We start from the raw sequence: 26223 nt of genomic DNA, 5'->3' as shown, positions 1-26223 counted from the left end.
TTTCATCACTGTCTGAAACGGAGGAATATATGTTTTCAATCCATAAGTTATTGGCTTTAGCATTGGCACTTGCAGCTAGCTTTGCCCTGGGCGGCACGGCCTACGCGCAAAGCCACCCGGAATATATCCAGTTTTCGCCAAGCGCCACGAAGGGCGCGCTTTATAAGCCGGATAACGGCACCAACTCACCTGTCGCCTTCCTGGCGATCCACCGCACCTCGAACTTCATGAGCATGATCGCCACCAAAGAACTCGCGCAGCGCGGCTTCATGGTCCTCGGCATGAATCCGCGCTCGGACAATAACGAGGCTGCGGTCAATTTCGAGGATATCGCGCTCGATATTAAGCAAGGGGTCGAATTCCTGAAAAAGCAGCCCGGTATCAAGGCGGTGATCCTGATCGGCCATTCCGGCGGCGGACCCAGCACGAGCTACTATCAGGCCGTTGCGGAAAAGGGGGCGTCTTATTGCGACGGTCCGAACAAGCTCTCAAAATGCTCGGCGGAGGATGTCAAGGATCTGCCGAAGGCAGACGGCGTGGTCTTCCTCGATGCCCACCCCGGCAATACGATCAATACGTTACGTGGGCTGAACCCCGCGGTGACCGACGAGAGCAAGCCAGACGATCTCGACCCGGCGCTCGATCCCTTCAATCCGGCAAACGGGTTCAATCCCAAAGGCGACTCGCATTATTCGGCCGAATTCGTCGAGCGCTATTCAAAGGCGCAGTCTGTTCGCATGAACAAGCTGATCGACAAGGCCCTGCAGATGGAGGCAGACCTGAAATCAGGCAAGGATCGGCGCGGCGACGACGAGCCCTTCATCGCGTATCGCGACCGCGCCCGCCTCTCCGACATCTCGACGGATGTCTGGTGCTGCACCCAGCGGCCGGAAAAACTCCTGAAGAATGACGGCTCGATCTCGACGGAGGTGATCCGCTCGGTCCGGGTGTCCACCCCGAAGAATGCCAAAGTCGATGCGAGCCTCAATGGCGGCGCGCTGTTCCTGACCGTGAAATCCTTCCTGAGCGCCAATGCCATCCGTTCCAAGGATGCATTGAACGACATCGATATCTGCTCGAGCAACAACTCGACCCTCTGCGCGGTGCAATCGATCACCATACCGACGCTGGTGATGTCGATGGGCGGTCATTACTTCGTCAGAGACGGGGAAACGATCTTCGATCTCTCCGCCAGCAAGGACAAGGACTTCATCGTCGTCGAAGGCGCCGTTCACGGCATGACGCCCTGCAAGCCCTGCTCCGAGCAGACCGGGGTGTCCTATGACAACGCCACGAAGAACCTTTACGACTACGTTGCCGCCTGGGCCAACAAACGGTGGCCGAAAGGCTGAGGGTTTATCGGCTTAGGCGAAACGGAGATTCCCGGCTGTGCCGGGAATCTCGCACAAAATCTATTGCGACCAGCTCTACGAACACTGTCCCTGTTTTAAGAAAGAAACGGGTAGGTTACAGAGCAATCGCCAATCTCGTTGGCCTTGACGGCGCCGCTGGCCGAGCCCGCACCTGACATGGAATGGCTTTGAAGCCATGACGCCAAAGCTGGGTCAAAAAAATGTTGGCCGCGAAGCCCTGATTTTCCCAGACATCCAGACATGAAAAACGGATGGTGGAGAAGATGGATTCCTCGCCAAGTCGGCCGTAACCCATTGATTCACGAGTCGCCGAAACCTCGGTTTGGGTACATTGGTCGGTACACGGCAAAACTAGAGTCCAGCTCTTCTGTCATCAACCGATTTTCGTCGATCAGCGGGACTTCAACGCGATCGGATTTCGGAGCTGCGGGCGGTATTTCTACGGGTATTTCTACCCTCCCGGTTTACCTTTTCCGTTAACTCCTCGTGAACCATAGTCGGCGCGAGGCATAAAGCCGTGCTGGCATCATGATGATACCGAACATTTCAAGCTTCGATTTGGGCGTAGTCTGATGACCAGTATAATGACCAACACTTCCGCCACGGCGGCTCTCCAGACTTTGCGGTCGATCGGTTCTAGGCTTGCCGATACCCAAAGCCAGGTCAGCTCTGGACTTCGAGTTCAGACTGCTTCCGACAATGCGGCTTATTGGTCGATCGCGACCACGATGCGGTCGGACAATGGTGCGACTTCCGCAGTTCAGGATGCGTTGGGGCTGGGGGCGGCGAAGGTCGATACGGCCTATGCCGGGATGAGCGCCGTCGTCGACATCATGAGCCAGTTCAAGGCCAAGCTTGTAGCAGCCGAGGAGGACGGCGTTGATAAGACGAAGATACAGAGCGAACTCGAACAGCTGAAACAGCAGGTCCAGTCCATTGCCGAAGCCGCGAGTTTCAATGGCGTCAATTATCTGAACACTGACATCGCCGATATATACGACGACGACCTAACCCGCTCCTCCAACACATCGGCCTTCATCCGTGACGATGCCGGAAACGTCAGGGTGGATACGATCGACCTGCAACTCTCCAACGTCGCCCTTTTCAACAGCACGGGCGGCGGTCTGTTGCAGGCCGATGCGCGCGATGTCGGGGACATTGGCGGCATGCGCTCCATTGTCAACAAGGCGGGTCTTTCATCCGACTGGATCGACTATTATTCGAACCTCGCGTCGAATGGCGGTGCTACCGTGTACAACGGTAAAGAAGGCTCCGGCTGGATGCGTCCTGAATGGAACTCAGGGAGCCCTGGCGTGATCTCGTTTGACGACTTCCCTGTCGGGTCGCCTCTGGACTTCAATCTGCCCGGAGCGCAGATTCAGTTCGACCTCATCCTGGATAAGGAGGCTTCTAATCCACCTGGTACGACAGCCGGGCTTGGTGATCTTCCGGGGCCTTATTACGCAGGTTATTCCAGACAAATCACGATCACCAAGGCGGATGTCGATGCGTACGAAGCGAGCTTGGGCGGGGTTATCTTGGGCGGCGTCATATCGACCAACACCCAGTTCGCAGGGCTTCTGAATTCCGTGCTGCATCCAGATGCATCCGTGCCTGCAGATGCCTATGTGAGTTGGGATTTGATGTCTGACGGCGCGGGCCATACGGTTCCCGATCCGAAGACGATAAATATCACGACACGTCAACAGCACGGCAATGGGTCTTACGTGGAAATCGCCAAGCTGAGCAGCGTTGGCGTCAGCACCGGCGGCCTGCAGGAGACGTCGGATTTCGGAACGCGCGGGTCGGGCAAGGAATTGGGTTTCAAGCCCTTCATCGTTTACAAGGACGGTGATAATGAGGACGGGATAAATGTCAGCTTCACCTTGTCCGTGAACGGCAACACGACCACCCACTCCTTCAACCGGACCTATGTCAACGAGGTTCTTGGCAAGGATACAGGCAAGGTGGAAACGGCCGAGGAATGGGCGACCCTGCTCCATTCAATGCTTGATCCGGATTATGGGAACAGTCTTGTCATCGAGGCGACAGACGCTGATCACGTCATGGTGAAGTCGAACCCGGCGGTGGACCGGAAATGGGGGAGTGGCACGCATATCGAGTTCAGTGATATCTCCGTTAGCAGCGAGCCACGTTCGACGATGAATTTCCTTGATATCGATGTCGCCAAGCATCCCGAAATGCTGGATGATTATATCGACTATATTAATGTGGTGACCACGAAGATCACGGATGGCACCGCCGCCCTCGGGTCGATCAAGAAGCGTTTGGAACTGCAAACCGATTTCACAAGCAAACTCATGGATTCCATGGATAGTGGCGTCGGCAAGTTGGTGGACGCCAACATGGAAGAAGAGTCGTCGAAGCTGAGCGCCCTGCAGACGCAGAAGCAACTCGCTATTCAGTCGCTGTCGATCGCCAACTCGAACGCCGCCAACATCATGCAGTTGTTCCGCTAGTGCTCGGCCTCGGTAGCAATCGCGGGGTGGATCGCATTGGCGTCCCGGCCGCGGGGAGAGAGTGTGTCGATATGCGTAGCGATGAGCATGGCGACCAAATGGACGGTATTTCGCGCTCCGTAGCGCACCTTCATCTTCTCCAGGCGATGCTCGACAGTCCTGTGAGAACTCCCGAGAGTCGCCGCGATTTCCTTCGCCGAAGCCCCCTCGATTAGCAATTGAACAATTGCTTCGTCTGCTACATCCAGCTTTTCGCGCCTTTCCGGAGGACTTAGCAGGAATTGCGCGTAGGTGGACGAGATCACCCATTCCGGACGCCGGACGTTCTTCTGCGGCAGGAGAATGCGGTCGTATCCAAGGTTCACGCCGAACAGCTTGGTTTTGACAAGTTCCGTTGCCGGCTGTTGCCGCTCCAGAACCTCTCTCAGGCGCGGAATAACAGCCTCGTCCATGTATCGCCTATCCTTAAAGTCACCGATACGGCCGTCGCTGAATATCTTGTTGATGGGGAGAACCCGCGACGTGAACCCGGAGTGGCGGATCACTTTGATGCTCCACTCCAGCGGATCGTCGCCCTCTATTCGGAAGACGGTCAGCCGCATCTTGATCCCCAGCATGTCGAGGACACCACCATAGATTTCGACGGCGGCGGCCGGCTGTTCCGGACTGGTTTGAATCCAAGCATCGAGCATACGGCGGATGACGACGGCAAAAGGTGTTTCTCGAGTCATTTAAACATTATTAAGTTGAAAAATCTTGCCTTACACTCGCGGCAACGGCCCGGCAAGAGGAACGCAGCAATGTCGTGAAACGGCGTCGACAGGCGGCCTCATGGCTGCCTGTCCTTCGGCCCATCCCGATCGTTCGATGGATCAGGACAGTTGTTGCTGCTGCCGGGAACAAAGCCATTTCCCACATACCGGACCCACAGGCCCGGAACGTCGCCATTGGGATCGAGCGTGTGAGCCATGCCAGGGTCGACGTCAGGAGCCGGACGTCGGTGTTTCGTATTGGAAGGAGATCGACGTCACGCTCTGCCGCATTGGGCGCGCCACAGCGCTACGCGTCAGAGCGCCAAAAAGCACTCAGCACGCGCCCAGCTGTTCGCCCCGCTCGCGGAGATGTTCATAGAGCTGCCCGGGACCGAAAAGCACATCGTTCAGCCCCTCGCGCACCTTCTCGGAATCCTGCTTGCTCATAGCCTCGTGAGCCGCAAACGCATCCATGATAGCGTTCTTGAGGTCCGGGAGTTGGAGAACTGTTCCTTGGTGTTGTTCTCCGCCTGTTGCACCAAAGTTTCGGATTGCAGAAGCTTTCCCTTCAGGACGTTGTTCACATAGATCAGGCGGTCGTCGTCGCATCGCGCTTCCGGACATCATGGCGCCGAGAATCGGAACCAAGTTAGCCGGATTTCGCCGCTGGAAGCGATAGCCGTTGCCATGACGCGAGATGTACATTGAAAAGCCTCTGGGCACAGTCGTGGGTACGAACCCAAACCGAGGCTTCGAAAAACGCAATGAAATCAATTACGGCTGAATGGCGGAGAAGATGGGATTCGAACCCACGATACGCTTTTGACGTATACTCCCTTAGCAGGGGAGCGCCTTCGACCACTCGGCCACCTCTCCGGTGGGAGCCTGATAGAGTTATTCGGCAGGTGAATCAAGCTCTTTTTAGGCTTTTTCACGGACGGTCGAAGACGTCCTCCCGCATCACGAAAGCAGTTGCTTGAGGTCGGCCGATGCGTCGGCGAGGACCGCCTTGTCCGGTTTGACGCCCGATTCCAGGAGCTTCTTGCCGGTCACATAGGCCTTTGCGTCGTTGATCGCATCGACGGCGATGAACTCGCCCTTCCTGAAATACCAGATGGAGTGCGCGCCTTCGCGGACTCCGGGGCGGAGAATCGTCTCGTCGTAGCCGAGATTGAAGCCGGCGATCTGCAGCTTCATGTCGTACTGATCGGACCAGAACCACGGGTTCGGGTCGTATGGAGCATCGCCGCCGGCAATGATCGCGGCCGCGGCTTCGGCCTGGTCGACGGCGTTCTGCACCGATTCGAGCCGGATTCGCCCGCCGTGCCACGGCAGCATGGCGCAATCGCCGGCGGCGTAGATCGAGGGATCCGACGTACGGGCAAACTCGTCGACGATGATGCCGTTTGCAATATCAAGGCCCGCGTCCTGGGCCAATTGGTCGTTGGGGACGACGCCGATGCCGACGATGGCGAAATCGATGTCGATGACGGAGCCGTCGGAGAGTTCTGCTCCGCAAACACGCCCATCCTTGCCGACAAGGCGCTTGAGGCCAGTGTGTTCGCGAATCGCCACATCATGCGATTGGTGAATCGCCCGGACGATATCAGCCGTCTCCTTGGCGGCGACGCGCTGGAGGATTCGTTCGGCCATTTCGATGACGGTCACTTCAAGCCCGCGATGGCGCGCGACAGCCGCCGCTTCGAGGCCGATATAGCCGCCGCCGATGATAAGGACACGGCGGCCGGGGCGCATCTCGTCGGCCAGAAGATCGGCGTCACGCTTGTCGCGGGCGACATAGACGCCATCAAGATCGCCGCCGACCGCTGCCGGGAGCCTGCGCGGCGTCGAGCCCGTCGTCAGCGCCAGCGTGCCGTAGTCGAGAATGGAGCCGTCCTGCAGCGCGACCTGCTTCTGATCGCGGTAGATCTGCTCTGCCCAGGTTGCGAGGCGAATTTCGACGTCATTGTCGGGATACCAGTGCTCCGGGCGGAACAGCAGGCGATCGAAGGTCATCTCGCCCAGCAAATATTTCTTGGTCAGCGGAGGGCGCTGATAGGGCAGAACGTCTTCGGCGCCGACGATGGTGATCGGCCGGGTGTCCTTCAGAGCACGGAGCTTTGCCGCCATCGCGAAACCCGCCTGCCCCGCACCGATGATTACCAATCTGTCCGTCACGTCTCACTCCCGGAAACTGCGTTTACTATAGAGGCGAGAGGTAGCCCTCGCCCCCAGCGCCGTCAACAGGAGCAATCTTCCTCGTCAGACGATCTCGATCCAGCGGCGCTCGTGGAAGGACTGTGCCATGGCATGAACAGACTTCTCTATCCTGAGACCGTCTTCGAATGTCACCAAGGACGACGGCGCGCCGGAAATGGCCCGTATCAGTTCACGGCATTCGATAATCTTCAGGTCATTGAAGCCCAATCCGTGGCCGGGCGCCGGAATGAAGCGGTCGTAGGGCTGGTGAGCGGGTGCGGCGAGGATCTTGCGGTAGCCCTGCTCCGTGCCGCGGCTGTCAGCCTGATAGAGCTCGAACTCGTTCAAGCGCTCCTGATCGAATGTGATCGATCCTTTCGATCCGAATATCTGCAGGGCGATGCGACCCTTGCGGCCCCAGGCTGCGCGGTTGGCCATCAACACGGCGGAAATGCCACCGCCAAGGCGCATCAGGACGCTTGCGGCATCATGATTTTCGACCGGCCGCCGCCCGCCATCCCTGAGCGGGCGATCTGCGTAAGGCTTCACCATGTCGGCAATGACGGCCTCGACATGGCCGAAAAGATACCAAAGCAGCGATAGCGGATGCACGGCGAAGTCGTCGATCGCGCCGTAACCGGCCGACAGTTCGCTCTTCCAGTAGAGGAAGGCCTCAGGATCGGCCATGAAGTCCTCGTCCATCTCGACGCGGATATGGTTGACGGTGCCGATCGCGCCCTCGCCGATCAGCGTCTTGATGTGCCGCATGATCGGGTTCTGTATATAGTTGTATCCGAGCACCGCGATTTTGCCAGAAGCCCTCGCCGCTTTCAGCATGCGCTCGGCGTCGGTATAAGAAGGCGCCATCGGCTTTTCGCACCAGACATGCTTTCCCGCCTCGAGAGCTGCAATCGCCATCTCGGCGTGAAACTGGTTCGGTGTCGTGACCGAGACGACATCGACCTGCGGATCGGCGATCAGCGCTTTCCAGTCCGCCGTTGCCTTTTCGAAGCCGAATTCGGCGGCCCGAGATTTGGCGAGTTCCACTGTTGTTTCGGCGAGATGCACGAGCCTTGGACGCTCGACATCGCCGAAGACGGGTTTCACCGCATTCCAGGCCAGCGCATGGCACTTGCCCATATAGCCGGTGCCGATCAAACCGATTCCGAGTGACTTCATGCCGGACGCTCCTCCATGTCCTGCAGCGATTTTTGGAATATCTGGACCGTTTTGACAAGCGTTGTCGCTAAGCCATTCGCGGGAAGCGGGAGCCAGTCCCGGCCAAATTCCTTTGAATGAAAACAGTTAGGATCAAAAACCCAAATCATCTATAGTCCGATCATGGAATATTTGTTTCATCCAGTGGACGGCCCTTATGGATAATGACGCCAAGACACTTGCCCGCGTTCCGCGCGATTTCGAAAGCCTGCGCAGTACCATTATCGAGCGCAAGGCAAGCATGCCGAAGCGCCTTGCCCAGGTCGCCGCCTTCGCGCTCGCCAATCCCGACGAGATCGCCTTCGGCACGACGGCAAGCATTGCGGCGGCGTCGGAGGTCCAGCCATCGACGCTGGTCCGGCTCGCGCATCACCTCGGTTACGAGGGCTTCTCCGATCTCCAGAGTATTTTCCGCGCGCGGCTGCGCGACCGGACCTTGAGCTACGAGGAACGACTCGTCACGCTGGAACAATCGGACGGCGGCGACGAGGATGCCAATCTGCTTTCCGGCTTCATCTCGGCAGCGAGCCAGTCGATCAGCCGCATGGCCGCGACGGTTGACGCGGAGACCTTCGCCAAGGCTGTCGATATTCTGGCCGCGGCGGACACCATATATCTCATAGCGAAGCGCCGCTCCTACCCTCTGACGGCGCATCTGACCTACGCCTTTTCGAAACTGAACATCCGCCATCAGATCGTCGCTTCGCCGAACGGGGTCGATTTGGAGATGGTGCAGTTCGCGAGGCCGACGGATGCGGCGATCGCAGCAAGCTTTTCGCCCTACGCGGCCGACAGCCTCAGCCAGGCCGCGGAACTCGTCAACCGTGGCGTGCCCGTCGTTGCGATTACCGACTCGGCCTTTTCGCCGCTCGCCTCGCAGGCGAGTTGCTGGTTCGAAGTTGCCGAAGCGGACTTCGCCGGTTTTCGCTCCCTTTCGGCCGCCATGGCGCTGACAATGGCGCTGCCGGTGGCGATTGCCGAGCGCCGGCGCAAACTTAAAGTCCGAAAAGCCGAAAAAGGAGAAATGGAATAGATATTCCGAATTGACAAAAATTCGGAACCGATGTTTCATTGCGGAAGCTGCAGGCGGCAACGGTCTGCAAAATCCCGCGGAGGAGACCATGGTGCAACCGAATCCGGGTCCACAGCCCGAACCGTCTCTCGATGTCATCACTATCGGCCGCTCTTCCGTCGATCTCTATGGCCAGCAGATCGGCTCCCGGCTGGAAGATATCGGCTCATTTGCGAAATCCGTCGGCGGCTGCCCGGCCAATATCGCGATCGGTACTGCGCGTCTCGGCCTCAGGTCCGGGCTTATCACCCGCGTCGGCAACGAACAGATGGGCCGCTTCATCATCGAGCAATCAGCACGCGAGGGTGTCGCAACGGATGGCATCGTCACGGACAAGGAGCGATTGACGGCCCTCGTGCTTCTGGCGGTGGAAGCCGAAGGCGTTTCGCCGATGATCTTCTATCGCTCGGATTGCGCCGACATGGCGCTCGATGAAGGCGACATCGACGAGAACTTCATCAGGTCGTCCTGCGCCGTTCTGGTGTCCGGTACGCATTTTTCCCGGCCGAACACCGAAGCCGCGCAGCGCAAGGCGATCCGCATTGCCAAGTCGAACGGCCGCAGGGTCATTTTCGACATCGACTACCGGCCGAATCTCTGGGGTCTGGCCGGTCACGCGGAAGGTTTCGAGCGCTATGTGAAATCCGACCGCGTTTCCTCGAAGATGAAGGAGACATTGCCGGATTGCGACCTGATCGTCGGCACGGAAGAGGAAATCCTGATCGCCTCCGGCGCGGATGACGTGCTCGGCGCGCTGAAGGAAATCCGCCGTCTGTCGCCGGCGACAATCGTGCTGAAGCGCGGCGCGATGGGCTGCGTCGTTTATGACGGACCGATTTCGGACGATCTCGAGGCGGGCATCGTCGGCCAGGGCTTTCCGATCGAAGTCTTCAACGTTCTCGGGGCCGGCGACGCCTTCATGTCTGGGTTCCTGCGCGGCTGGCTGAAAGACGAACCGCTGAAAACCTGCGCCACCTGGGCCAATGCCTGCGGCGCGTTTGCTGTCTCCCGCCTGCTCTGTTCGCCAGAATACCCAACCTGGGCGGAGCTCGATTTCTTCCTGAAGAACGGCAGCAAGCACCGGGCGCTGCGCAAGGACGAGGCGATCAACCACGTCCATTGGGCGTCGACTCGCAAGGGCGAAATTCCGCTCTTGATGGCGTTTGCGATCGACCATCGTTCGCAGCTGACCAGCGTTTGCGACGAGCTTGGCACCGACTACAAGAAGATCGCCCAGTTTAAGCGTCTTGCTGTCGAAGCAGCCGCACGCGTTGCCGATGGCCGCAGCGGCTACGGCATGCTGATCGACGAACGCTTCGGGCGAGATGCCTTTTTCGATGCGGCGACGAAGAATTTTTCCTGGATCGGCCGCCCGGTCGAGTTGCCGGGCTCCAAGCCGCTGAGGTTCGAATTCAGCCAGGACATCGGCTCGCAGCTCGTCGAATGGCCGCTCGACCATTGCATCAAGTGCCTGTGCTTCTATCATCCGGATGATCCGGCCGACTTGAAGAAGGAGCAGCAGGAAAAGCTTCGCACGCTTTTCGAAGCGGCGCGCAAAGTGGGCCGAGAGCTGCTGGTCGAGATCATCGCCAGCAAGAACGGGCCGCTCACCGACGACACGATCCCGACTGCGATGGAGGAACTCTACGCGCTCGGCATCAAGCCCGATTGGTGGAAGCTCGAGCCGCAGGCTTCGAGTGCTGCCTGGAAGAAGATCGACGCCGTGATCGCCAAGAACGATCCGTGGTGCCGGGGCATCGTGCTGCTTGGGCTGGAGGCGCCCGCCGAGGAGCTCGTGAAAGGCTTCGAGGCGACGCTCGCCGCGCCATCCGTCAAGGGTTTTGCGGTGGGGCGCACGATTTTCGCCGACGCCGCACGCGCCTGGCTCTCCGGCAGGATGAGCGACGAAGAAGCGATCGCCGAGATGGCTGACCGTTTCAGGCAGTTGACCGAGGCCTGGTTGAAAACGCGCGGGCTTAACTGAGGAATTAAAACCCCTCCCCAGCCCCTCCCCACAAGGGGGAGGGACTTAACTTGGGGCACCGCTCTAGCAAACAGCAGCCATCCTGCGGGATAGAAACGCTGTAGAAACATGAGGCGATGCGGCTGGTTAGCCCCTCCCCCTTGTGGGGAGGGGTTGGGGAGGGGAAAATAAAAAGGAAGGATGCGGGAGGACCCGATGGGCAAGACGGTAAGATTGACGATGGCGCAGGCTGTCGCGCATTTCCTCAAGAAGCAGATGACGGTGATCGACGGCAAGAAAGTGCCGATCTTCGGCGGCGTCTGGGCGATCTTCGGCCATGGCAACGTCGCGGGCATCGGCGAAGCGCTTTATCAGGTGCGCGGCGAGCTGCCGACCTATCGCGCCCATAACGAACAGGGCATGGCGCACGCCGCGATCGCCTATGCCAAGGCGAGCTTCCGCCAACGCTTCATGGCCTGCACGACCTCGATCGGCCCCGGCGCCTTGAATATGGTGACGGCGGCGGGGGTTGCGCATGTCAACCGCATTCCCGTCCTCTTCCTGCCCGGCGACGTCTTCGCCAATCGGGCACCGGATCCGGTGCTGCAGCAGATCGAGGACTTCGGCGACGGCACGGTTTCGGCCAACGACGCCTTCCGCCCGGTCTCGCGCTATTTCGATCGCATCACCCGCCCCGAGCAGATCATGACGGCGCTGAAGCGCGCCATGCAGGTGCTGACCGATCCGCTCGACTGCGGTCCGGTGACGCTGTCGCTCTGCCAGGATGTGCAGGCGGAGGCCTTCGACTACCCGGAAAGCTTTTTCGAGGAACGTCTCTGGACGCAGCGCCGGCCGCGCCCGGATGCGGACGAGTTGGCGAATGCCATCGCACTGATCAAGAAATCCGAAAAGCCGGTGATCGTCGCTGGCGGCGGAGTGCTTTATTCGCAGGCAACGAAGGAGCTGACCTCCTTTGCCGAAGCCCACGGCGTTCCCGTCGTCGTTAGCCAGGCCGGCAAGTCGGCAATCGACGAGCGGCATCCGCTGGCGCTCGGTTCGGTCGGCGTGACGGGTACGTCGGCTGCCAACGCGATTGCCGAGGAAACCGATCTCATCATCGCCGTCGGGACCCGGCTGCAGGATTTCACGACCGGCTCCTGGGCGCTCTTCAAGAATGAAAGCTTGAAGATGATTGGCCTCAACATTGCGGCCTACGACGCGCTGAAGCACGACGGCCATCCGCTCGTTGCCGATGCGCGAGAAGGCTTGAAGGCGCTGTCGAGCGGCCTTGCCGGCTGGAAGGCTCCGGCGGCGCTCGCCGAAAAGGCCGCCAGCGAAAAGAGCCGCTGGATGGATGCCGCCGCAAAGGCGATGGCAACCACCAATGCCGCCCTGCCCTCCGACGCGCAGGTGATCGGCGCTGTCACGCGCTCGATCGATCTGGAGAAGTCGATCGCCCTTTGCGCAGCCGGCGGCCTCCCCGGCGAGCTGCACAAGCTGTGGCCGGCCACGGTCCCCGGCAGTTACCACCTTGAATACGGCTTCTCCTGCATGGGCTACGAGATCGCCGGCGGCCTCGGCGCCAAGATGGCCCATCCGGAAAGGGAGGTCGTCGTCATGGTTGGCGACGGGTCCTACATGATGCTGAATTCCGAGCTTGCGACCTCGGTCATGCTTGGCCTCAAGCTCAATATCGTCGTTCTCGACAATCGCGGCTACGGCTGTATCAACCGGCTGCAAATGGCGACCGGCGGCGCGAACTTCAACAACCTGCTGAAGGATGCCCGCCATGAGGTGATGCCGGAGATCGACTTCCGGGCGCACGCCGAAAGCATGGGGGCCATCGCCATCAAAGTCGCTTCGATCGCCGAACTCGAAAGGGCGATCGTCGATTCGAAAAAGAACGATCGCACCTCGGTTTTCGTCATCGACACCGATCCGCTGATCACGACGGAGGCCGGCGGCCACTGGTGGGATGTTGCCGTGCCGGAAGTCAGCCCGCGCGGTGAGGTCAACAAGGCGCATGCGGCTTACGTCAAGGCGCGCGCTGCCCAGCGCGTCGGGTGATCGATTTTGAGACGTTAGAGCTAGAGGCCCCCTCATCCGACCCTTCGGGCCACCTTCTCCCCGCGGGGAGAAGGGAACGGAGACGTCGCGGCACATCCCTTCTCCCCTCGGGGAGAAGGTGGCGGCAGCCGGATGAGGGGGCCACGGCCACCAAAATATGAGGAGAAATAGTAATGAAGGCCAAACTCGGCATGTCGCCCATCGCATGGTGGAACGACGACCTTCCTGAGCTCAGCGACGACGTGTCCCTCGAGGAATGCCTGCGGCAGTCGCGCAGCGCGGGCTTTACCGGCATGGAAAAGGGCCGCCGCTTCCCGGAGGATCCCGAAGTGATGCTGCCCATCCTACGCGCCGCCGACGTGACGCTGTGCGGCGGCTGGTTCTCGGGCACGCTGGTCAATGAGGAGCTTGCCGCCAACAAGGACCGCATCGCGCCGATGATCGAACTGTTCAAGGCGGTCAATGCGCCTTGCATCGTCTATGGCGAAGTCGGCCGCTCGATCCAGGGCGACCGTTCCAAGCCGCTCGCCACCAAGCCGCGCCTTGCCGACGACGAGATGAAGGCCTATGGCCGCCGCGTGACCGAGTTCGGCGAATGGTGCGCCGAGCAGGGAATGCCGCTTTCCTACCACCATCACATGGCCGCCGTGGTCGAAACCGAGCCGGAACTCGACGCCTTCATGCGGAATTCCGGCGAAGGCATTCCGCTGCTGCTCGATGCGGGCCATCTCGCCTTTGCCGGCGGCGACGTGCTGCGCGCCATCGACAACCACCACGCCCGCATCAACCATGTTCACGTCAAGGACATCCGCAAGCCCGTGGTGGATGGGCTCGACCGCAGAAAGCAGTCCTTCCTCGACGCGGTGGCGCTCGGCGCCTTCACCGTGCCGGGCGACGGCTCGCTCGATTTCGGCGCCATCGTCCAGCGGCTGGCCGACTACGGCTATGAAGGCTGGTTCGTGGTGGAGGCCGAACAGGACCCGCGCAAGGCCCCGCCGCAGAAGATGGCCGAGATCGGCCATGCCGAACTGATGCGCGTCATGACGGCCGCTGGCTATACGGTAGAGACTGAAGGTTTTCCAAAGGGGTAAGCCTTCGAAACCGCCGGAGCGGAAGCCCCCTCATCCGCCCTTCGGGCACCTTCTCCCCGCTGGGGAGAAGGGAAACGAGGCCGGCGCGGCAAATCCCTTCTCCCCAGCGGGGAGAAGGTGGCGGCAGCCGGATGAGGGGGCCGCATCCATATAATTCGTGAGGAGAACACCAATGCCAAACCTCAAGGTGAAACCATCGGGCACGAACGGCCGCGTCACCCACGTCACGCCGGAAAGCGCTGGCTGGACCTATGTGGGCTTCGACCTTCACCGGCTGAAGCCGGGCGAAACGGCGTCCGGCCAGACCGGCGAGCGTGAAGTCTGCCTCGTCTGGGTGAGCGGCAAGGGCACGGCCAAAGCCCGGACGAAGGACTTCGGGACGCTCGGCGAACGCATGAGCCCGTTCGAGGGGCCGCCGCATGCGCTTTACATCCCGATGGAATCGGCATGGTCGGTGACGGCCGAGACCGATCTGGAACTCGCAGTCTGCTCGGCCCCCGGCGGCGGCACCTACGAGGCAAAGGCGATTCTGCCGGGCACGCATCCGCCCGTCACACGTGGCAAGGGCACGAATGTCCGCTACGTCAACAATATCATGCCGGAGGATGACGGCTCGGCGCATTCGCTCCTCGTCGTCGAAGTGATCACGCCCGGCGGCCACACGTCCTCTTACCCGCCGCACAAGCACGATCAGGACAACCTTCCGCACGAGAGCATGCTGGAAGAAACCTATTATCACCGGCTGAACCCGCCGCAGGGCTTCGGCTTCCAGCGCGTCTATACCGACGACCGTTCGCTGGACGAGGCAATGGCGATCGAAGACGGCGACGTGACGCTGGTGCCGAAGGGTTATCACCCCTGTGCCGCCACGCACGGTTACGACCTCTACTATCTCAATGTCATGGCCGGCCCGAAGCGCATCTGGAAGTTCTACAATGCGCCCGAGCATGAGTGGCTGCTGAAGGCCTGATTCGGTGAATGCTTGCCGCGCCTGACGGCGCGGCATTGTCTCAAGCGGGCAACAGCCCGTACTGCCAGCCTCGGCTCCTTGCCAGCCGCGAGAGCACGACGCCTGCTAGGATGAACATGCAGGCTTCGGCAAAGACCGGCACCATCCAGATCCCCATTTCTCCAATAATCCTCGGCAGAAGAAACGTCAGGGGCAAAGTGAATACATAGGGTCGCGACAGGCCGAATACGGCCGCCCTTCTCGCATCCCCGATCGACTGGAAATATCCGGACAGGACGATCATCTGGCCGAACAGGAAATAGGCGCCGATCGTCCAGGGCAGGATACGCGAGACCTCGCCGATTACGATCGGATCGGCGACAAAGATAGCACCGATCCGATCCGCGAGCAGTTCAATCATCAGCTCCACTGTGGAGCAGTAGACCAGTGCAGAGAGGAGCGCGATCTGCAGGCTGCGCCCGACGCGATCCAAACGGCCGGCGCCGTAGTTGTTGCCGCATATCGTCTGGAAACCGATATTGAGGCCGAGCAGCGGCAGATAGGCGAAAGTCATGATGCGGGTGATGATGCCATAGGCGCCGACGGTCGCGACATAGTTCGACATTTCGAAGATCGAGAGATTGAGGATGACCGCCGCCGAGCCCAGCGAAATGCCGATGAAGCCGAGGCTCATCGGCGCGCCGAGGGCAATGATCGGTGCCACTCCGCGACGTTGAACGCGCCTGCCGGGCGAAGCGCCGTAGGGCTATGCGAGCGATAGAGGAGAACGGCTCCAAGACAGATCGCCTGCGCGATCACGGAGCCGATCGCGGACCCCGCGACGCCCCAATGCATAACGGCCATGAAGAGCCAGTTCGCCAGGATGTTAAGCAGGGTCGACACCAAGGTCACCGCCGTCATGAAACCGATCTTGCCCTCGCAACGCAGCGCATCGATGTTCAGCGACAGGAAGAAGGCGACGGGTGAACATCCGATCATGATGGCCATGAATCGTGTGGCATTCACCGCGACCTGATGATCACCCGATGCGGCAGCATCGATGATGCCGGGGCCCGCAAACCAGTAGATCCCGTTCAAAGCGACGATGAACAGAACGGCCAAGGCATGAGCCGCTGCGAATGTCCGCCGGGCACCGTCGCGATTTCCAGCCCCGAGTTGCCGCGCCAGGATGCTCGCCATGCCGTTCGACACAAGCGATTGCAGCGCGATGATCATCATCAGCCCCGGGAAAATCAGGGTAACGGCAGACAGAGCAGCCAGTCCGACATAGGCACCCAGGAAATAAGCGTCGACCACAGCGAAAAGGCCGCTGATCGTGGTGATCAGGACGATGGGCAATGCCGTGCGGGCGAAGACGGGCAACAGGCGGCCCGATAGAAAAATGTTCTCTTGGACAGTTTGTGTCATTTGGAAAATCCATGCGAACAAGCAACTCGCGAAATGCGATGGCTGCCAAAATTGACCCATAGATGAAAGATCAGAGATCAAGCACCAGATGCGGCAGGCCGTTCGAGGTCTTTCTTGGAGACACGCCGCTCGCGTCCACCTGCGCGTTGATGCGCTGCCGGAACGCCGAAAAGCTCTCGAATGTCACCACGTCCACCGGCTCGTCAAAATGGATGGTGATCTTGTGGAGCCCGCCGCCGGCTTCCGCGAGCGCCAGTATCTTGCCGGTGAACGGCTGGTTCAGGTAGCGGCCTCGAACATGGGAGCCGACGGAAAGCGCGGCGATCGGTTCGGCATTCGGTCTGGTTGCGAGAGCGGAGAGCGTATTCCAATCACGCATGCCGTGCTGTTCGGCAACGAGTTCGAGTGCCGCACCGTGCGAGATTGCGGTGCCGCGCGTTGCCATCGCCTGACGCAGGCGCTTCGCCTGGGCCTTCAGCTCATTGGTCGTGGGATAGGTCGTCGTCATGGGTTCAGCCCTTCGGAAGGCATGCCGTTTCGACTGCAAAAGGGAGCTCGCATTGCCGTCAGTCAGCATGCACCAATTGGCTGCGACGTGAACTTCGAGAACTTCACCATGGACTTTCATCCGCGAGCGGCAGGCGCCTCGAACCGGCGCCTGATATGGCGGAAGCAGCGCTGCCTGTCAAGAATGCCCCAGAATGGGATCGCCCAGCTCGCTTGGGATCACGAAATGCAGGACTTTTCTGTCCCGCCACGCACAAGGCTCAAATTCTACTAATCCCGTTCAGCATCTGTCAGCATTCATGCGTTACCCTTTAACCGTACAACAAGCGGAGGCTGATATGGCCTTTCAGACGCACCTCAACGATGACAATGGCGAGCGGGAGAAATCGTATCGAGATTTCACGCTCGACCGGCCCGGCAAGATCATCTTCGTCGGCCATCACCTCAGCACCGGCACGCAGGTTCGCTGCCTTATCCGTACGATCAACCTCGCCGGCGCCGTCCTCGAAGTAAACCCGGGGATCGAGCTTCCGCACCATTTCTTCCTCGAGATCCTCGGCATCCAGGACGAGATCGGCTCGACCGTGGTCAAGCGCGAGGGCGAGCTTGTGACGATCAGCTTCAACATGCTGATCAACGCAGAATTCCTGCACCACGTGTTGCGCCTGAGCTTCGAGACGGACGTCTGACACGGTCTGGATGGCGGGCATCGTTGCGCGAGGCAAGCCGCGAGATCACCGGCGCGAGCCATCGGAGGCCTTGCCATTCCGGCCCTTCGAGAGGGTCGGCGAGAGGGTCGTGGCGGTTTCTGTTTCTAATCTCCAGTTCGTTCCAGAGAACTACCCAGTTGAGAAGCATTGTCGGGTTCTCCATCTATCTGCCGGAGCACCTGAACTAAGCCTTCGCCGCAGCCGGATGTAGAGCCGCGGAAGAAAGGGGGTTTTCAAAAATGAAAGACGCGAGCTGGGACGACCTCCAACTCTTCTATCATGTCGCGACAGCCGGCGGGCTGTCAGCGGCTGCGGCCCAGACCGGCCTCAGCGCGCCGACGATCGGCCGGCGCATGCTGGCGCTGGAGCGCGCGACCGGCCGCGCGCTTTTTACACGCGGGCCGACCGGCTACGGCTTGGCGAAAGACGGCACGGCGCTCCTGGAGCGCGTGCGCCTGATGCAGGAAGCCGCGCAATCGATCTCCGACTGGCGCGGCGAAGTGCTTACGCTGCCGATCGTCTCAATGGCCGCCGATAGCTGGACATCTCGTTTCATTGCCGACCATCTGGCCAAGGTCTGGACGCCGAAAGACCGTTTCCGCATGTGCTACAAGACCTGCGATACGAGCGTCGATTTCACCTATCGTGAGGCGCATGTCGCCGTCCGGCACAGGCGTCCCGAAAGCGGCAATGTTGCGATCCGCCGTTCGGTCTCAGTGGCGCACACCGTCTATCAGGCGGCTGGCTTCGGCGGCGACAATTGCAACTGGATTTCGCTCGGCACCGATATCGCGATCACGCCCGCCGACAAATGGACGTTCGAGCAGCCGGACTACTGGATTACCGGCTGGACGAATACGCCGCACATGCTCTTCCACCTGATCCGCGGCGGTGCTGGTCGCGGTGTCCTGCCCTGTTTCATAGGCGATGCCGACCCCGGCCTCACGCGCGCCGGACCGATCATCGAACCCCTTACCTATGAGATGTGGATCACCGCTCATGACGACGAGCGCCAGCGGCCGGAAGTACGCGCCGTCATCGACAGGCTGGCGGCGCTTTTCGGCGAGAACGAGGATTTGTTTGCGGGACGAGAAAGCCGGCCATGAAAAGCGCGAGGGTTACCCGCGCTCTTTCGGCAGCGAGCCGGTCAAGCAGCCAGGTGGCGCTCGATCTCCCCGACCGGCATATTGGTGTAATCCTTGGCGACCTCGGCGGAGAGAGCGGCTTGCACATCCGGGCTGAGGTTCGGCCGCAAGGTGCCGAGTGCCTTCGGTGGCGCCACCAGTATGATGTGATTGGCGTTCTTCTCATGGACGAGCTCATCCAGCTTTGCAGCGATTCGCCTGAGGAAATCGGCTTCCGCCTGCTCTTGCCAGCTCGTTTCCTCCATGGCGCTGGCGCTCGTGCCGTCCGGCGCATGTGCGCGCCCCGGCTTATCTGAGCCGAGCTCACGGTCCGGTTCGTTCGGGTGGCTCAGCGTTTCGCGCACCTGCAGGTTCATGAGCTCTGCATCGCCGGCATTCTGCATGATTAAAGCCTTCGCTCCATCGCAGACCACCACCCATGATTCCCACGGCACTCTGATGTCAGCCATTTTCGTTTCCTCTTGATGATTGTTCGAAAGCGAATTTGCTTCATCGACAGAGAGAAAACGTGCGGCAATTGAAAGAGTTCGGAGAAACCATGGATAAATGGAGCAGCGCTTCGTTCAAGCGCTCATGGAATGCGCTGAAATGCTAATTCCGGTTTCGTTAAAATTGTCCGGATTTGTTTGACGAATATGAAAAACATTCATGTGACGCTATGCGACGGAACCAGTATGAGATTGTGTTCCAGGGGAGAGCCGCGTCATGCCCATGCTCCGAGCCACGCACCTTGCCACGGTCAAGTCGGAAGTTTACGACGTGCGGTGGGAACAGTTCAACGTGCGGCGCCCGGCGCGCATCGTCGCCGTCCGCCCCTGTTTGACAGGCATGTCGGTTCGAAGCGCGGAGATCCTCGATATTTCCCGCGGCGGCGCCACTCTCGCCGTCTCGTCGACCGCCGGCCTGCCGAAACACTACTATCTCAACATTCTCGGGCTCGCCTATCGCATCGGCTGCGCGGAAGCCTACCGCAGGAACGAGCGCATCAGCGTCCGCTTCATCAACACGATGGATCCGGAAGTCCTTCGACGCGTCGTGCGGGCCGACTTCATGGCAGGCAACATGGAAGCCATCGAAGCATACCGCGCGCCTCGCATCGAGCTGAGGCCATAAATCTTTCAAATGCTGGAGTGGTTTCCGAACCGGTGGCGGAAATAATCGTCCTTGCCTTGAGGATGGCAACGCCTATTGTTGGCCGATTTTTCACATCCTGGGAATCTGAAATTCGATGTCCGCTTTTTCGCGCTTCACGCCGCTGGTCAGCGCCCTCCCCTCTACCGTTCCGTTTGTCGGGCCTGAGGCCATCGAGCGTCGGCAGGGTCTCAAGGTCGAGGCGCGCATCGGCGCCAATGAAAACGGCTTCGGCCCCGCGCCTTCGGTGCTTGCTGCAATCCGCGAACAGGCCGGCGATACCTGGAAATACAACGATCCGGAAAACTTCGATCTCCGCGAGGCGCTGGCCGCCCATCTCAGCGTGACGGCCGCCAATATCGCAATCGGCGGCGGCATCGACGAGCTTCTCGGACAGATCGTGCGCCTGGTGATCGAGCCCGGCATGCCGGTCGTCACATCGCTCGGCGGCTATCCGACATTCAACTTCCATGTGGCGGGTTTCGGCGGACGCCTCGTGACCGTGCCTTATGTCAACGACCGTGAGGATCTGGACGGTCTGCTCGATGCGGTGAAGCGTGAAAACGCCCCGCTCGTCTATTTCTGCAACCCGGACAATCCGATGGGGAGCTGGTGGGACGCGGAGAAGATCGTCGCCTTCGCCCGCGCCCTTCCGGAGACCTGCCTGATGGTGCTCGACGAGGCCTATAGTGAAACGGGACCGGCAAGCGCCCTTCCCTCGATCGAGTCGCTGATCGACCTGCCAAACGTCGTGCGCACGCGCACCTTCTCGAAGGCCTATGGTCTCGCGGGTGCGCGCGTCGGCTATGTCATTTCGACGCCCGGCACGGCCCAGGCCTTCGACAAGATCCGAAACCATTTCGGCATGAACCGGTTGGCGACTGCCGCAGCACTCGCCGCACTGAAAGACCGGACCTATCTCGCCGAAGTCGTCGGAAAGATCCACGCCGCACGCGAACGGATTGCCGGCATCGCGAGAGCCAACCAGCTTTCGCCTCTGGCATCCGCGACCAACTTCGTGGCGATCGATGCCGGGCGCGACGGGACCTACGCCCGCTTAATCGTCGATGGGCTGATGCAGCATGGCGTTTTCATCCGCATGCCGGGGGTCGCGCCGCTCAACCGGTGCATCCGCGTCAGCGTCGGGCCGGAGAGCGATATGGCCCGCTTCGAAGAGGCCCTTCCCCAAGTCCTTCGCTCGCTGGGTTAAAACGGAAACCGCGCCGGCCTTGTTTTTGCCGGTCGCGGTTCCGTTCTCCGGGCGCAGGCACACGCGCCCCGCCAGTTCCCTCTTTTTCGAGGTTGTTATTGTCTTAGTGGATCGTCATCCACTCGCGGGCGGCGCGCAGCGCTTCGGCGAGTTGCATCTTGTTCATCGATGCGGCGACATCGGCACGAAGCTCGGCAGCGCGGTCGCTGCCCTTGATCGCGGCGATGTTCAGCCACTTGTGAGCGGCGACCAGATCGACCTCGCAGCCGCGGCCGGTCGCATACATCAGACCCATTTCGCAGAAGACGTCGGCGTTTCTGTCGCCACCCATGGTGGCCATTTCAGCATTGTGCATTTCAAAGCGTGCCATCGGTTTTATCCCTGTTTAGCCTGTTATCGGTTTGCCCTGTTTTACCTTCCGGGCCGTGCCGTCTGTCGCAGCTTTCGGTCCCTTCGGTCCGGCGGGTTTGCCCCGCTCGTTTGATGGCTCCACTATGCCGCCTGGCTTTCAAAAAACGCCTAAAATGCATGATTAATTTGAGACAAACAAAGTGCAAATGCCTGGTAAAATTGGGTTTTCGTTAAACATCGGAATCCCTGCCTATTAAGGACTTTCCGCGAACTTTTACGAAAAGTTTACTTTTGAAAATAAACCTTTCGTTCACCACGAAATGAGCTTGCAAGAAGAAAGCTGGAAATAATCCGGGGCGAAAGCAGCCTGAAAATCCGCCGTTTTTACCCCCGGCATCCTTTACCCTTACGTTCGCGTTAGTTACTTTGCGCGCAACGGACATGAGGGAGGGGATAATGATCCGAACACTTATTCTGGCCGGCGCATTGGCGCTTTCGGCAAGCTTCGCCTATGCCGAGGAGCCTATCGTCGGCAACTGGAAGACGGTCGCCGGCGACACGGCGGTGATTGCCCCTTGCGGCGGCGGCTATTGCATAACGCTGAAGACCGGCAAGTTCGCCGGCAGGAAGATCGGAACGCTGGCCGGCTCCGGCGGCACATACAGTGGCGAGATCACCGATCCGAGCAATGACAAGACCTACAGCGGTTCGGGGACCGTGTCCGGCAATTCGCTGAAGATGAGCGGCTGCGTGCTCAAGGTCTTCTGCAAGTCACAGACCTGGACGCGGCTCTGAACAAAAAAAAGCGCCCGGCGATGACCGGGCGCTTTTCCAACTGCGCTTCCACACCTCAGCGGGCGCGCTGATTGAAAAGGATCTTCTGCGCTTCCTTGTCTTCGGCCAGATTGGCCTGACGTTCGCGCTCTTCCTTGCCGACGGCAATGCCCTTCAAGACCGCAGGTCGCTGATGCATACGCTCGAACCAGGCCCTCAGGTTCGGGAAATCGTTGAGGTCCTGTCCCTGCCGTTCGTAGGGGATGACCCAGCCGATGCAGGCCATGTCGGCGATCGAATATTCGCCGGCGAGATAATCCCGGCCTTCCAGCTGCTTGTTCATGACGCCATAGAGGCGGTTCACTTCGTTCGTATAGCGGTTGATGCCGTATTCGATCTTTTCCGGCGCATAGTTGCGGAAGTGGTGGGCCTGACCGGCCATCGGGCCAAGACCGCCGACCTGCCAGAAAAGCCATTCCTCGACCTGCACGCGCTTCCGCTCGTCGGTGGGATAGAACTTGCCGTATTTGCGGCCGAGATATTGCAGGATGGCACCGGATTCGAAGACGGAGATCGGTTCGCCACCGGGGCCATCCGGATCGATGATGGCCGGCATGCGGTTGTTCGGCGCGATCTTCAGGAAGTCCGGCGCGAACTGCTCGCCCTTGCCGATGTTGATGTACTTCACCTCGTAGGGAACGCCGAGTTCCTCGAGCATGATGCTGATTTTCCAGCCGTTCGGGGTCGGCCAATAGTAAAGTTCGATCGGTGCCGTCATGAAAATCTCCTTAGCGGGACTAAACACATAAGTAGCGAGAGACCGCCTTCAAGCAGTCAATCATTGTGAACGCCAAATGAACCGCGATCTCAGCGCCCGTTCAGACCGGGTGTGGCAGAACTTATCTCAACGATAGGGCGCACACTGGCTCAGGGATCACGGACGTGCTTATTCTGGCAAGACGGTTCACCGTCATTACACTCTTCATGGCGGTTTTCGCGATCACATTCTCGGCAGCCGTCGTACACGGCGGCGGGGGTGGCGGTTCGCAGTCGCATTTCGGCGCGAGCTACACCTGCCTCAATTCGACCAGCCCCTTCTGCACCAACATGCGCTAAGATCAAGACTGCCTAATATTCTCCGATTGGTCACCGGGGGCGTCGCTTGCTTGTTAACAACGGCAACCTATAATGCGCCATGAGCAAACGAATCTCACCTCTCGATATTTCTTCGCCACCTGCCTTTGAACCGCAAAGCTTCGATGATCCTGTAAAGGCCGTCGATGCGCTCACCGAGCTTTACGAACGCAATACAGCCTTCCTGATCGACAGTTTTGCGGAGCTCGCCAAGGGCGCGCCGATCACTTCGCGCTACCGCGCCTTCTATCCCCAGGTCAGCATCGAGACGACCAGCTTCGGCCATGTCGATTCGCGTCTGTCCTATGGCCATGTGACGGCGCCGGGCGTTTATACGACAACCGTCACCCGGCCGAAGCTTTTCCGTCACTACTTGAGGCAACAGCTGGCGCTGCTGATGCGCAGCCACAATGTCCCGGTCGTCGTATCCGAATCATCGACGCCGATCCCCTTGCATTTTGCGTTTGGCGAAGGCGCGCATGTCGAGGCGTCGGCATCGGCCTTCATCGACATCCCGATGCGCGACCTTTTCGATACGCCGGACCTCAACACCACCGACGACGAAATCGCCAACGGCGAATACATTCCGCCGCCGGGCGAACCCTCGCCGCTTGCCCCCTTCACCGCGCAACGCATCGATTATTCGCTCGCCCGCCTCGCGCACTACACGGCAACCAGCGCGCAGCACTTCCAGAACTTCGTCCTGTTCACGAACTACCAATTCTACATGGACGAATTCTGCGCCTGGGCGCGCGAGATGATGGCCAAGGGGGGCGGCGAAGACGGCTATACGGCCTTTGTCGAGCCCGGCAATATCATCACCCATGCGGGATCCAGCCAGCCGGAAACAGACGTCACGCTTGCCCGCCTGCCGCAGATGCCGACCTATCATCTCAAGAAGAAGGGCCATGCCGGGATCACGATGATCAACATCGGCGTCGGCCCGTCGAACGCCAAGACCATTACCGACCACGTGGCCGTGCTTCGCCCGCATGCCTGGCTGATGCTCGGCCATTGCGCGGGCCTGCGCAACAGCCAGCGCCTCGGCGACTATGTACTGGCGCATGCCTATATGCGCGAGGACCACGTTCTGGACGACGACCTGCCGGTCTGGGTTCCGATACCGGCGCTTGCCGAAGTGCAGGTTGCGCTGGAAGCGGCGGTTGCGGAAATCACCGGCTACGAAGGCTTCGAACTGAAGCGCATCATGCGCACGGGGACCGTCGGCACGATCGACAACCGCAACTGGGAACTTCGCGACCAGCGCGGCCCCGTCAAGCGGCTCTCTCAAGCCCGTGCCATCGCGCTCGATATGGAATCGGCAACGATTGCGGCCAACGGCTTTCGCTTCCGCGTGCCCTACGGCACGCTGCTTTGCGTTTCGGACAAGCCGCTGCACGGCGAGTTGAAGCTGCCCGGCATGGCAAGCGCCTTCTATCGCACCCAGGTCAACCAGCACCTGAAGATCGGCATCCGCGCCATCCAGAAGCTTGCGGCAATGCCGCCGGAAGCGCTGCATTCCCGCAAGCTCCGCAGCTTCTTCGAAACGGCGTTCCAATAACGATTACCGAGCCTCGACGGATGCGACGCGATCCGCAACCCACTGCGGATCGACGTTGTGCGTGCTGGACATCTGCAGTGCGGCGATGACGGCTGCAAAGACTGCTAGCGCAACGACCAGCCGCACAAGAACCTCTCGAATATCCGCGTGGTAAAGCGCGTCCAGTCTCTCGGCCTTTCGCCGTGCGCAGATGAAATTCGTGATGGCGACTTCCAGGATTCCCATGTCCGTGCTCCTCGATGTGATCGATGGAGCCTTGTCGAATGCGCGTCCGCCATTTCGACAATAGAGCGCGAACAAAGATTTTTTCCTTTGCTGTCGAATTCCGCCTAGTCTCTTCGTCAACAGGCTGTGAGAGGCAGCCGGGAGGACGTCAGCAATGAAATATCTGTGCCAGGTTTGGTTCGAGCCTTCGGTGCTCGAGCGCATGACGGAGGAGGAGAAGAAGACCCTCGACAGGGATTCGCTCGGATACGACGAGGACCTCGCCGCAAGCGGCCATATGATCCATGCGGAAGCCCTGCAGTCGCCGGAAACGGCCGTGACCGTGCGCGTCCGCAACAGCGAAATGTCGGTCACCGATGGCCCCTATGCGGAGACCAAAGAACAACTCGGCGGCTTCATTCTCATCGAAGCCAAGGATCTGAACGACGCGATCCGCGTTGCGGCGGGTATTCCGCTTGCCAAACTGGGCAGCATCGAGGTCCGCCCGATCTACGATTTCAAGAATGGTTAGGAGGCGGCCGATGAAGTTTCTCTGCCAGATCTGGTTCGACACCGAAAAGAGCAAACTCGTGCCCCAGGAAGAGTGGGATGCACTCACCCAAAGATGCATCGAGAGCGATGATCGCTGGCGCGTCAGCGGGCATCTGCTGACCGCCCTCGCCCTGCGAAATCCGTCGACGGCGATGACGGTCCGCAGGCATAACGGTGCCCTATCGGCGACCGACGGCCCCTTTGCCGAAATCAAGGAACATCTCGGCGGCTTCGTGCTGCTCGAAGCCAGGGACATCGACGAGGCGACAGAGATCGCCTCATCCTTTCCGATCGTGGAATACGCGTCGATCGAGGTGCGACCGGCCTATTCGATCAAGGACGGGGATTGAAG

Annotated in this window: 25 protein-coding genes, 1 tRNA gene and 1 pseudogene; 16 read left to right on the top strand and 11 right to left on the bottom strand. The window is 60.0% G+C overall.

Translation table 11 applies throughout. From position 1 onward, the window contains the following. The first annotated feature begins 62 nt into the window (after window positions 1-62). Both HGP14_RS06100 and HGP14_RS36175 read left to right on the top strand, forming a co-directional pair. Window positions 63-1352 carry an alpha/beta hydrolase family protein gene (locus HGP14_RS06100; protein ID WP_168828970.1) on the top strand — a complete coding sequence of 430 codons (1290 nt, stop codon included), beginning with the start codon at window positions 63-65 and terminating at the stop codon, window positions 1350-1352. Window positions 1353-1945: 593 nt separating this feature from the next. Further along, window positions 1946-3853 carry a flagellin gene (locus tag HGP14_RS36175; RefSeq protein WP_168828969.1) on the top strand — a complete coding sequence of 636 codons (1908 nt, stop codon included), beginning with the start codon at window positions 1946-1948 and terminating at the stop codon, window positions 3851-3853. Here the strand turns inward: HGP14_RS36175 and HGP14_RS06090 are convergent. From HGP14_RS06090 to HGP14_RS06070, 5 genes are all read right to left on the bottom strand, one after another. After that, window positions 3850-4584, bottom strand: coding sequence for a LuxR C-terminal-related transcriptional regulator (locus HGP14_RS06090; protein WP_168828968.1), 735 nt, complete (start codon window positions 4582-4584; stop codon window positions 3850-3852). The two genes, HGP14_RS36175 and HGP14_RS06090, sit on opposite strands and share 4 nt — an antisense overlap. Window positions 4585-4938: 354 nt before the next feature. Continuing rightward, window positions 4939-5310: a hypothetical protein gene (locus HGP14_RS06085; protein ID WP_205927051.1), complete on the bottom strand. Its 372-nt coding sequence runs from the start codon at window positions 5308-5310 to the stop codon at window positions 4939-4941. Window positions 5311-5390: 80 nt separating this feature from the next. Next, a tRNA-Ser gene (locus tag HGP14_RS06080) sits at window positions 5391-5481 on the bottom strand. A gap of 84 nt (window positions 5482-5565) precedes the next feature. Beyond that, a complete protein-coding gene (locus HGP14_RS06075; RefSeq protein WP_168828967.1) occupies window positions 5566-6783 on the bottom strand; it encodes an NAD(P)/FAD-dependent oxidoreductase in 1218 nt (405 codons plus the stop codon). 84 nt (window positions 6784-6867) lie between these two features. Next, complete coding sequence (locus HGP14_RS06070) at window positions 6868-7983, bottom strand: Gfo/Idh/MocA family protein (RefSeq protein ID WP_168828966.1); 1116 nt, start codon at window positions 7981-7983, stop codon at window positions 6868-6870. 196 nt (window positions 7984-8179) lie between these two features. On the opposite strand from HGP14_RS06070, the gene HGP14_RS06065 reads away from it, so the two are divergent. The 5 genes from HGP14_RS06065 (at window position 8180) to iolB (ending at window position 15185) form a co-directional block, all read left to right on the top strand. Further along, window positions 8180-9055, top strand: coding sequence for a MurR/RpiR family transcriptional regulator (locus tag HGP14_RS06065; RefSeq protein ID WP_168828965.1), 876 nt, complete (start codon window positions 8180-8182; stop codon window positions 9053-9055). 88 nt (window positions 9056-9143) lie between these two features. Further along, the gene (iolC, locus tag HGP14_RS06060) at window positions 9144-11078 is read left to right on the top strand and encodes a bifunctional 5-dehydro-2-deoxygluconokinase/5-dehydro-2-deoxyphosphogluconate aldolase (RefSeq protein WP_168828964.1); all 1935 of its coding nucleotides are present in this window, start codon (window positions 9144-9146) and stop codon (window positions 11076-11078) included. A gap of 195 nt (window positions 11079-11273) precedes the next feature. Next, window positions 11274-13124 (top strand): 3D-(3,5/4)-trihydroxycyclohexane-1,2-dione acylhydrolase (decyclizing), encoded by a 1851-nt coding sequence (iolD, locus tag HGP14_RS06055; protein WP_168828963.1) that lies wholly within the window; start codon window positions 11274-11276, stop codon window positions 13122-13124. A 173-nt stretch (window positions 13125-13297) separates the two neighbouring features. Beyond that, a complete protein-coding gene (iolE, locus tag HGP14_RS06050; RefSeq protein WP_168828962.1) occupies window positions 13298-14215 on the top strand; it encodes a myo-inosose-2 dehydratase in 918 nt (305 codons plus the stop codon). Window positions 14216-14387: 172 nt separating this feature from the next. Continuing rightward, window positions 14388-15185, top strand: coding sequence for a 5-deoxy-glucuronate isomerase (gene iolB / locus HGP14_RS06045; protein WP_168828961.1), 798 nt, complete (start codon window positions 14388-14390; stop codon window positions 15183-15185). Between the two features lie 40 nt (window positions 15186-15225). Here the strand turns inward: iolB and HGP14_RS06040 are convergent. Both HGP14_RS06040 and HGP14_RS06035 read right to left on the bottom strand, forming a co-directional pair. Beyond that, window positions 15226-16592 (bottom strand): annotated as a pseudogene (locus HGP14_RS06040) (MATE family efflux transporter). Between the two features lie 70 nt (window positions 16593-16662). After that, the gene (locus HGP14_RS06035) at window positions 16663-17100 is read right to left on the bottom strand and encodes a glyoxalase superfamily protein (protein ID WP_168828960.1); all 438 of its coding nucleotides are present in this window, start codon (window positions 17098-17100) and stop codon (window positions 16663-16665) included. 337 nt (window positions 17101-17437) lie between these two features. On the opposite strand from HGP14_RS06035, the gene HGP14_RS06030 reads away from it, so the two are divergent. Then, window positions 17438-17788, top strand: a complete 351-nt coding sequence (locus HGP14_RS06030) for a hypothetical protein (protein WP_168828959.1) — start codon at window positions 17438-17440, stop codon at window positions 17786-17788. Window positions 17789-18048: 260 nt separating this feature from the next. Then, window positions 18049-18915, top strand: coding sequence for a LysR family transcriptional regulator (locus HGP14_RS06025; RefSeq protein WP_168828958.1), 867 nt, complete (start codon window positions 18049-18051; stop codon window positions 18913-18915). 41 nt (window positions 18916-18956) lie between these two features. Here the strand turns inward: HGP14_RS06025 and HGP14_RS06020 are convergent, their stop codons facing one another. Next, on the bottom strand, window positions 18957-19403 hold the full coding sequence (locus HGP14_RS06020; RefSeq protein WP_168828957.1) for a host attachment protein: 447 nt from the start codon (window positions 19401-19403) through the stop codon (window positions 18957-18959). Between the two features lie 256 nt (window positions 19404-19659). Between HGP14_RS06020 and HGP14_RS06015 the strand changes: the two genes are divergently transcribed. After that, the gene (locus tag HGP14_RS06015) at window positions 19660-20067 is read left to right on the top strand and encodes a PilZ domain-containing protein (RefSeq protein ID WP_168828956.1); all 408 of its coding nucleotides are present in this window, start codon (window positions 19660-19662) and stop codon (window positions 20065-20067) included. A gap of 115 nt (window positions 20068-20182) precedes the next feature. Next, window positions 20183-21295 carry a pyridoxal phosphate-dependent aminotransferase gene (locus tag HGP14_RS06010; RefSeq protein WP_168828955.1) on the top strand — a complete coding sequence of 371 codons (1113 nt, stop codon included), beginning with the start codon at window positions 20183-20185 and terminating at the stop codon, window positions 21293-21295. Between the two features lie 103 nt (window positions 21296-21398). Here HGP14_RS06010 and HGP14_RS06005 read toward each other — a convergent pair whose 3' ends face one another. Next, window positions 21399-21665, bottom strand: a complete 267-nt coding sequence (locus tag HGP14_RS06005) for a sel1 repeat family protein (RefSeq protein ID WP_168828954.1) — start codon at window positions 21663-21665, stop codon at window positions 21399-21401. Between the two features lie 437 nt (window positions 21666-22102). Between HGP14_RS06005 and HGP14_RS06000 the strand changes: the two genes are divergently transcribed. Beyond that, window positions 22103-22441, top strand: coding sequence for a DUF2147 domain-containing protein (locus HGP14_RS06000; protein WP_168828953.1), 339 nt, complete (start codon window positions 22103-22105; stop codon window positions 22439-22441). 55 nt (window positions 22442-22496) lie between these two features. On the opposite strand, the gene HGP14_RS05995 is transcribed toward HGP14_RS06000, so the two are convergent. Continuing rightward, entirely contained in the window at window positions 22497-23198 is a 702-nt protein-coding gene (locus HGP14_RS05995; RefSeq protein ID WP_168828952.1) for a glutathione S-transferase family protein, read from the bottom strand. Window positions 23199-23362: 164 nt separating this feature from the next. Here HGP14_RS05995 and HGP14_RS05990 point away from each other — a divergent pair, with 164 nt between their 5' ends. Both HGP14_RS05990 and HGP14_RS05985 read left to right on the top strand, forming a co-directional pair. After that, window positions 23363-23536, top strand: coding sequence for a hypothetical protein (locus HGP14_RS05990; protein ID WP_168828763.1), 174 nt, complete (start codon window positions 23363-23365; stop codon window positions 23534-23536). A gap of 79 nt (window positions 23537-23615) precedes the next feature. Next, entirely contained in the window at window positions 23616-25115 is a 1500-nt protein-coding gene (locus tag HGP14_RS05985) for an AMP nucleosidase (RefSeq protein ID WP_168828951.1), read from the top strand. Between the two features lie 3 nt (window positions 25116-25118). Here the strand turns inward: HGP14_RS05985 and HGP14_RS05980 are convergent, their stop codons facing one another. Beyond that, window positions 25119-25340 (bottom strand): hypothetical protein, encoded by a 222-nt coding sequence (locus tag HGP14_RS05980; RefSeq protein ID WP_168828950.1) that lies wholly within the window; start codon window positions 25338-25340, stop codon window positions 25119-25121. A 154-nt stretch (window positions 25341-25494) separates the two neighbouring features. Between HGP14_RS05980 and HGP14_RS05975 the strand changes: the two genes are divergently transcribed. Both HGP14_RS05975 and HGP14_RS05970 read left to right on the top strand, forming a co-directional pair. Further along, complete coding sequence (locus HGP14_RS05975) at window positions 25495-25851, top strand: YciI family protein (protein ID WP_168828949.1); 357 nt, start codon at window positions 25495-25497, stop codon at window positions 25849-25851. Between the two features lie 10 nt (window positions 25852-25861). Next, entirely contained in the window at window positions 25862-26221 is a 360-nt protein-coding gene (locus HGP14_RS05970; protein ID WP_168828948.1) for a YciI family protein, read from the top strand. Window positions 26222-26223: the final 2 nt, after the last annotated feature.

Source organism: Rhizobium sp. P32RR-XVIII (genome assembly GCF_012641395.1).
Lineage (GTDB): Bacteria > Pseudomonadota > Alphaproteobacteria > Rhizobiales > Rhizobiaceae > Rhizobium.
This window is presented reverse-complemented; position numbering and strand designations above follow the sequence as displayed.

Excerpts from the sequence above, each read along its gene's own strand:
- HGP14_RS06015 (WP_168828956.1), top strand. The coding sequence starts at position 19,660 with ATGCCCATGCTCCGAGCCACGCACCTTGCCACGGTCAAGTCGGAAGTT.
- HGP14_RS06070 (WP_168828966.1), bottom strand. The coding sequence starts at position 7,983 with ATGAAGTCACTCGGAATCGGTTTGATCGGCACCGGCTATATGGGCAAG.
- HGP14_RS06090 (WP_168828968.1), bottom strand. The coding sequence starts at position 4,584 with ATGACTCGAGAAACACCTTTTGCCGTCGTCATCCGCCGTATGCTCGAT.
- HGP14_RS06020 (WP_168828957.1), bottom strand. The coding sequence starts at position 19,403 with ATGGCTGACATCAGAGTGCCGTGGGAATCATGGGTGGTGGTCTGCGAT.
- HGP14_RS05975 (WP_168828949.1), top strand. The coding sequence starts at position 25,495 with ATGAAATATCTGTGCCAGGTTTGGTTCGAGCCTTCGGTGCTCGAGCGC.
- HGP14_RS06030 (WP_168828959.1), top strand. The coding sequence starts at position 17,438 with ATGGCCTTTCAGACGCACCTCAACGATGACAATGGCGAGCGGGAGAAA.
- HGP14_RS05995 (WP_168828952.1), bottom strand. The coding sequence starts at position 23,198 with ATGACGGCACCGATCGAACTTTACTATTGGCCGACCCCGAACGGCTGG.
- HGP14_RS06010 (WP_168828955.1), top strand. The coding sequence starts at position 20,183 with ATGTCCGCTTTTTCGCGCTTCACGCCGCTGGTCAGCGCCCTCCCCTCT.
- iolD (WP_168828963.1), top strand. The coding sequence starts at position 11,274 with ATGGGCAAGACGGTAAGATTGACGATGGCGCAGGCTGTCGCGCATTTC.
- HGP14_RS06085 (WP_205927051.1), bottom strand. The coding sequence starts at position 5,310 with ATGTACATCTCGCGTCATGGCAACGGCTATCGCTTCCAGCGGCGAAAT.
- HGP14_RS06035 (WP_168828960.1), bottom strand. The coding sequence starts at position 17,100 with ATGACGACGACCTATCCCACGACCAATGAGCTGAAGGCCCAGGCGAAG.
- iolC (WP_168828964.1), top strand. The coding sequence starts at position 9,144 with ATGGTGCAACCGAATCCGGGTCCACAGCCCGAACCGTCTCTCGATGTC.
- HGP14_RS06065 (WP_168828965.1), top strand. The coding sequence starts at position 8,180 with ATGGATAATGACGCCAAGACACTTGCCCGCGTTCCGCGCGATTTCGAA.
- HGP14_RS06025 (WP_168828958.1), top strand. The coding sequence starts at position 18,049 with ATGAAAGACGCGAGCTGGGACGACCTCCAACTCTTCTATCATGTCGCG.
- HGP14_RS05980 (WP_168828950.1), bottom strand. The coding sequence starts at position 25,340 with ATGGGAATCCTGGAAGTCGCCATCACGAATTTCATCTGCGCACGGCGA.
- iolB (WP_168828961.1), top strand. The coding sequence starts at position 14,388 with ATGCCAAACCTCAAGGTGAAACCATCGGGCACGAACGGCCGCGTCACC.
- HGP14_RS36175 (WP_168828969.1), top strand. The coding sequence starts at position 1,946 with ATGACCAGTATAATGACCAACACTTCCGCCACGGCGGCTCTCCAGACT.
- HGP14_RS05985 (WP_168828951.1), top strand. The coding sequence starts at position 23,616 with ATGAGCAAACGAATCTCACCTCTCGATATTTCTTCGCCACCTGCCTTT.
- iolE (WP_168828962.1), top strand. The coding sequence starts at position 13,298 with ATGAAGGCCAAACTCGGCATGTCGCCCATCGCATGGTGGAACGACGAC.
- HGP14_RS06000 (WP_168828953.1), top strand. The coding sequence starts at position 22,103 with ATGATCCGAACACTTATTCTGGCCGGCGCATTGGCGCTTTCGGCAAGC.
- HGP14_RS06005 (WP_168828954.1), bottom strand. The coding sequence starts at position 21,665 with ATGGCACGCTTTGAAATGCACAATGCTGAAATGGCCACCATGGGTGGC.
- HGP14_RS05970 (WP_168828948.1), top strand. The coding sequence starts at position 25,862 with ATGAAGTTTCTCTGCCAGATCTGGTTCGACACCGAAAAGAGCAAACTC.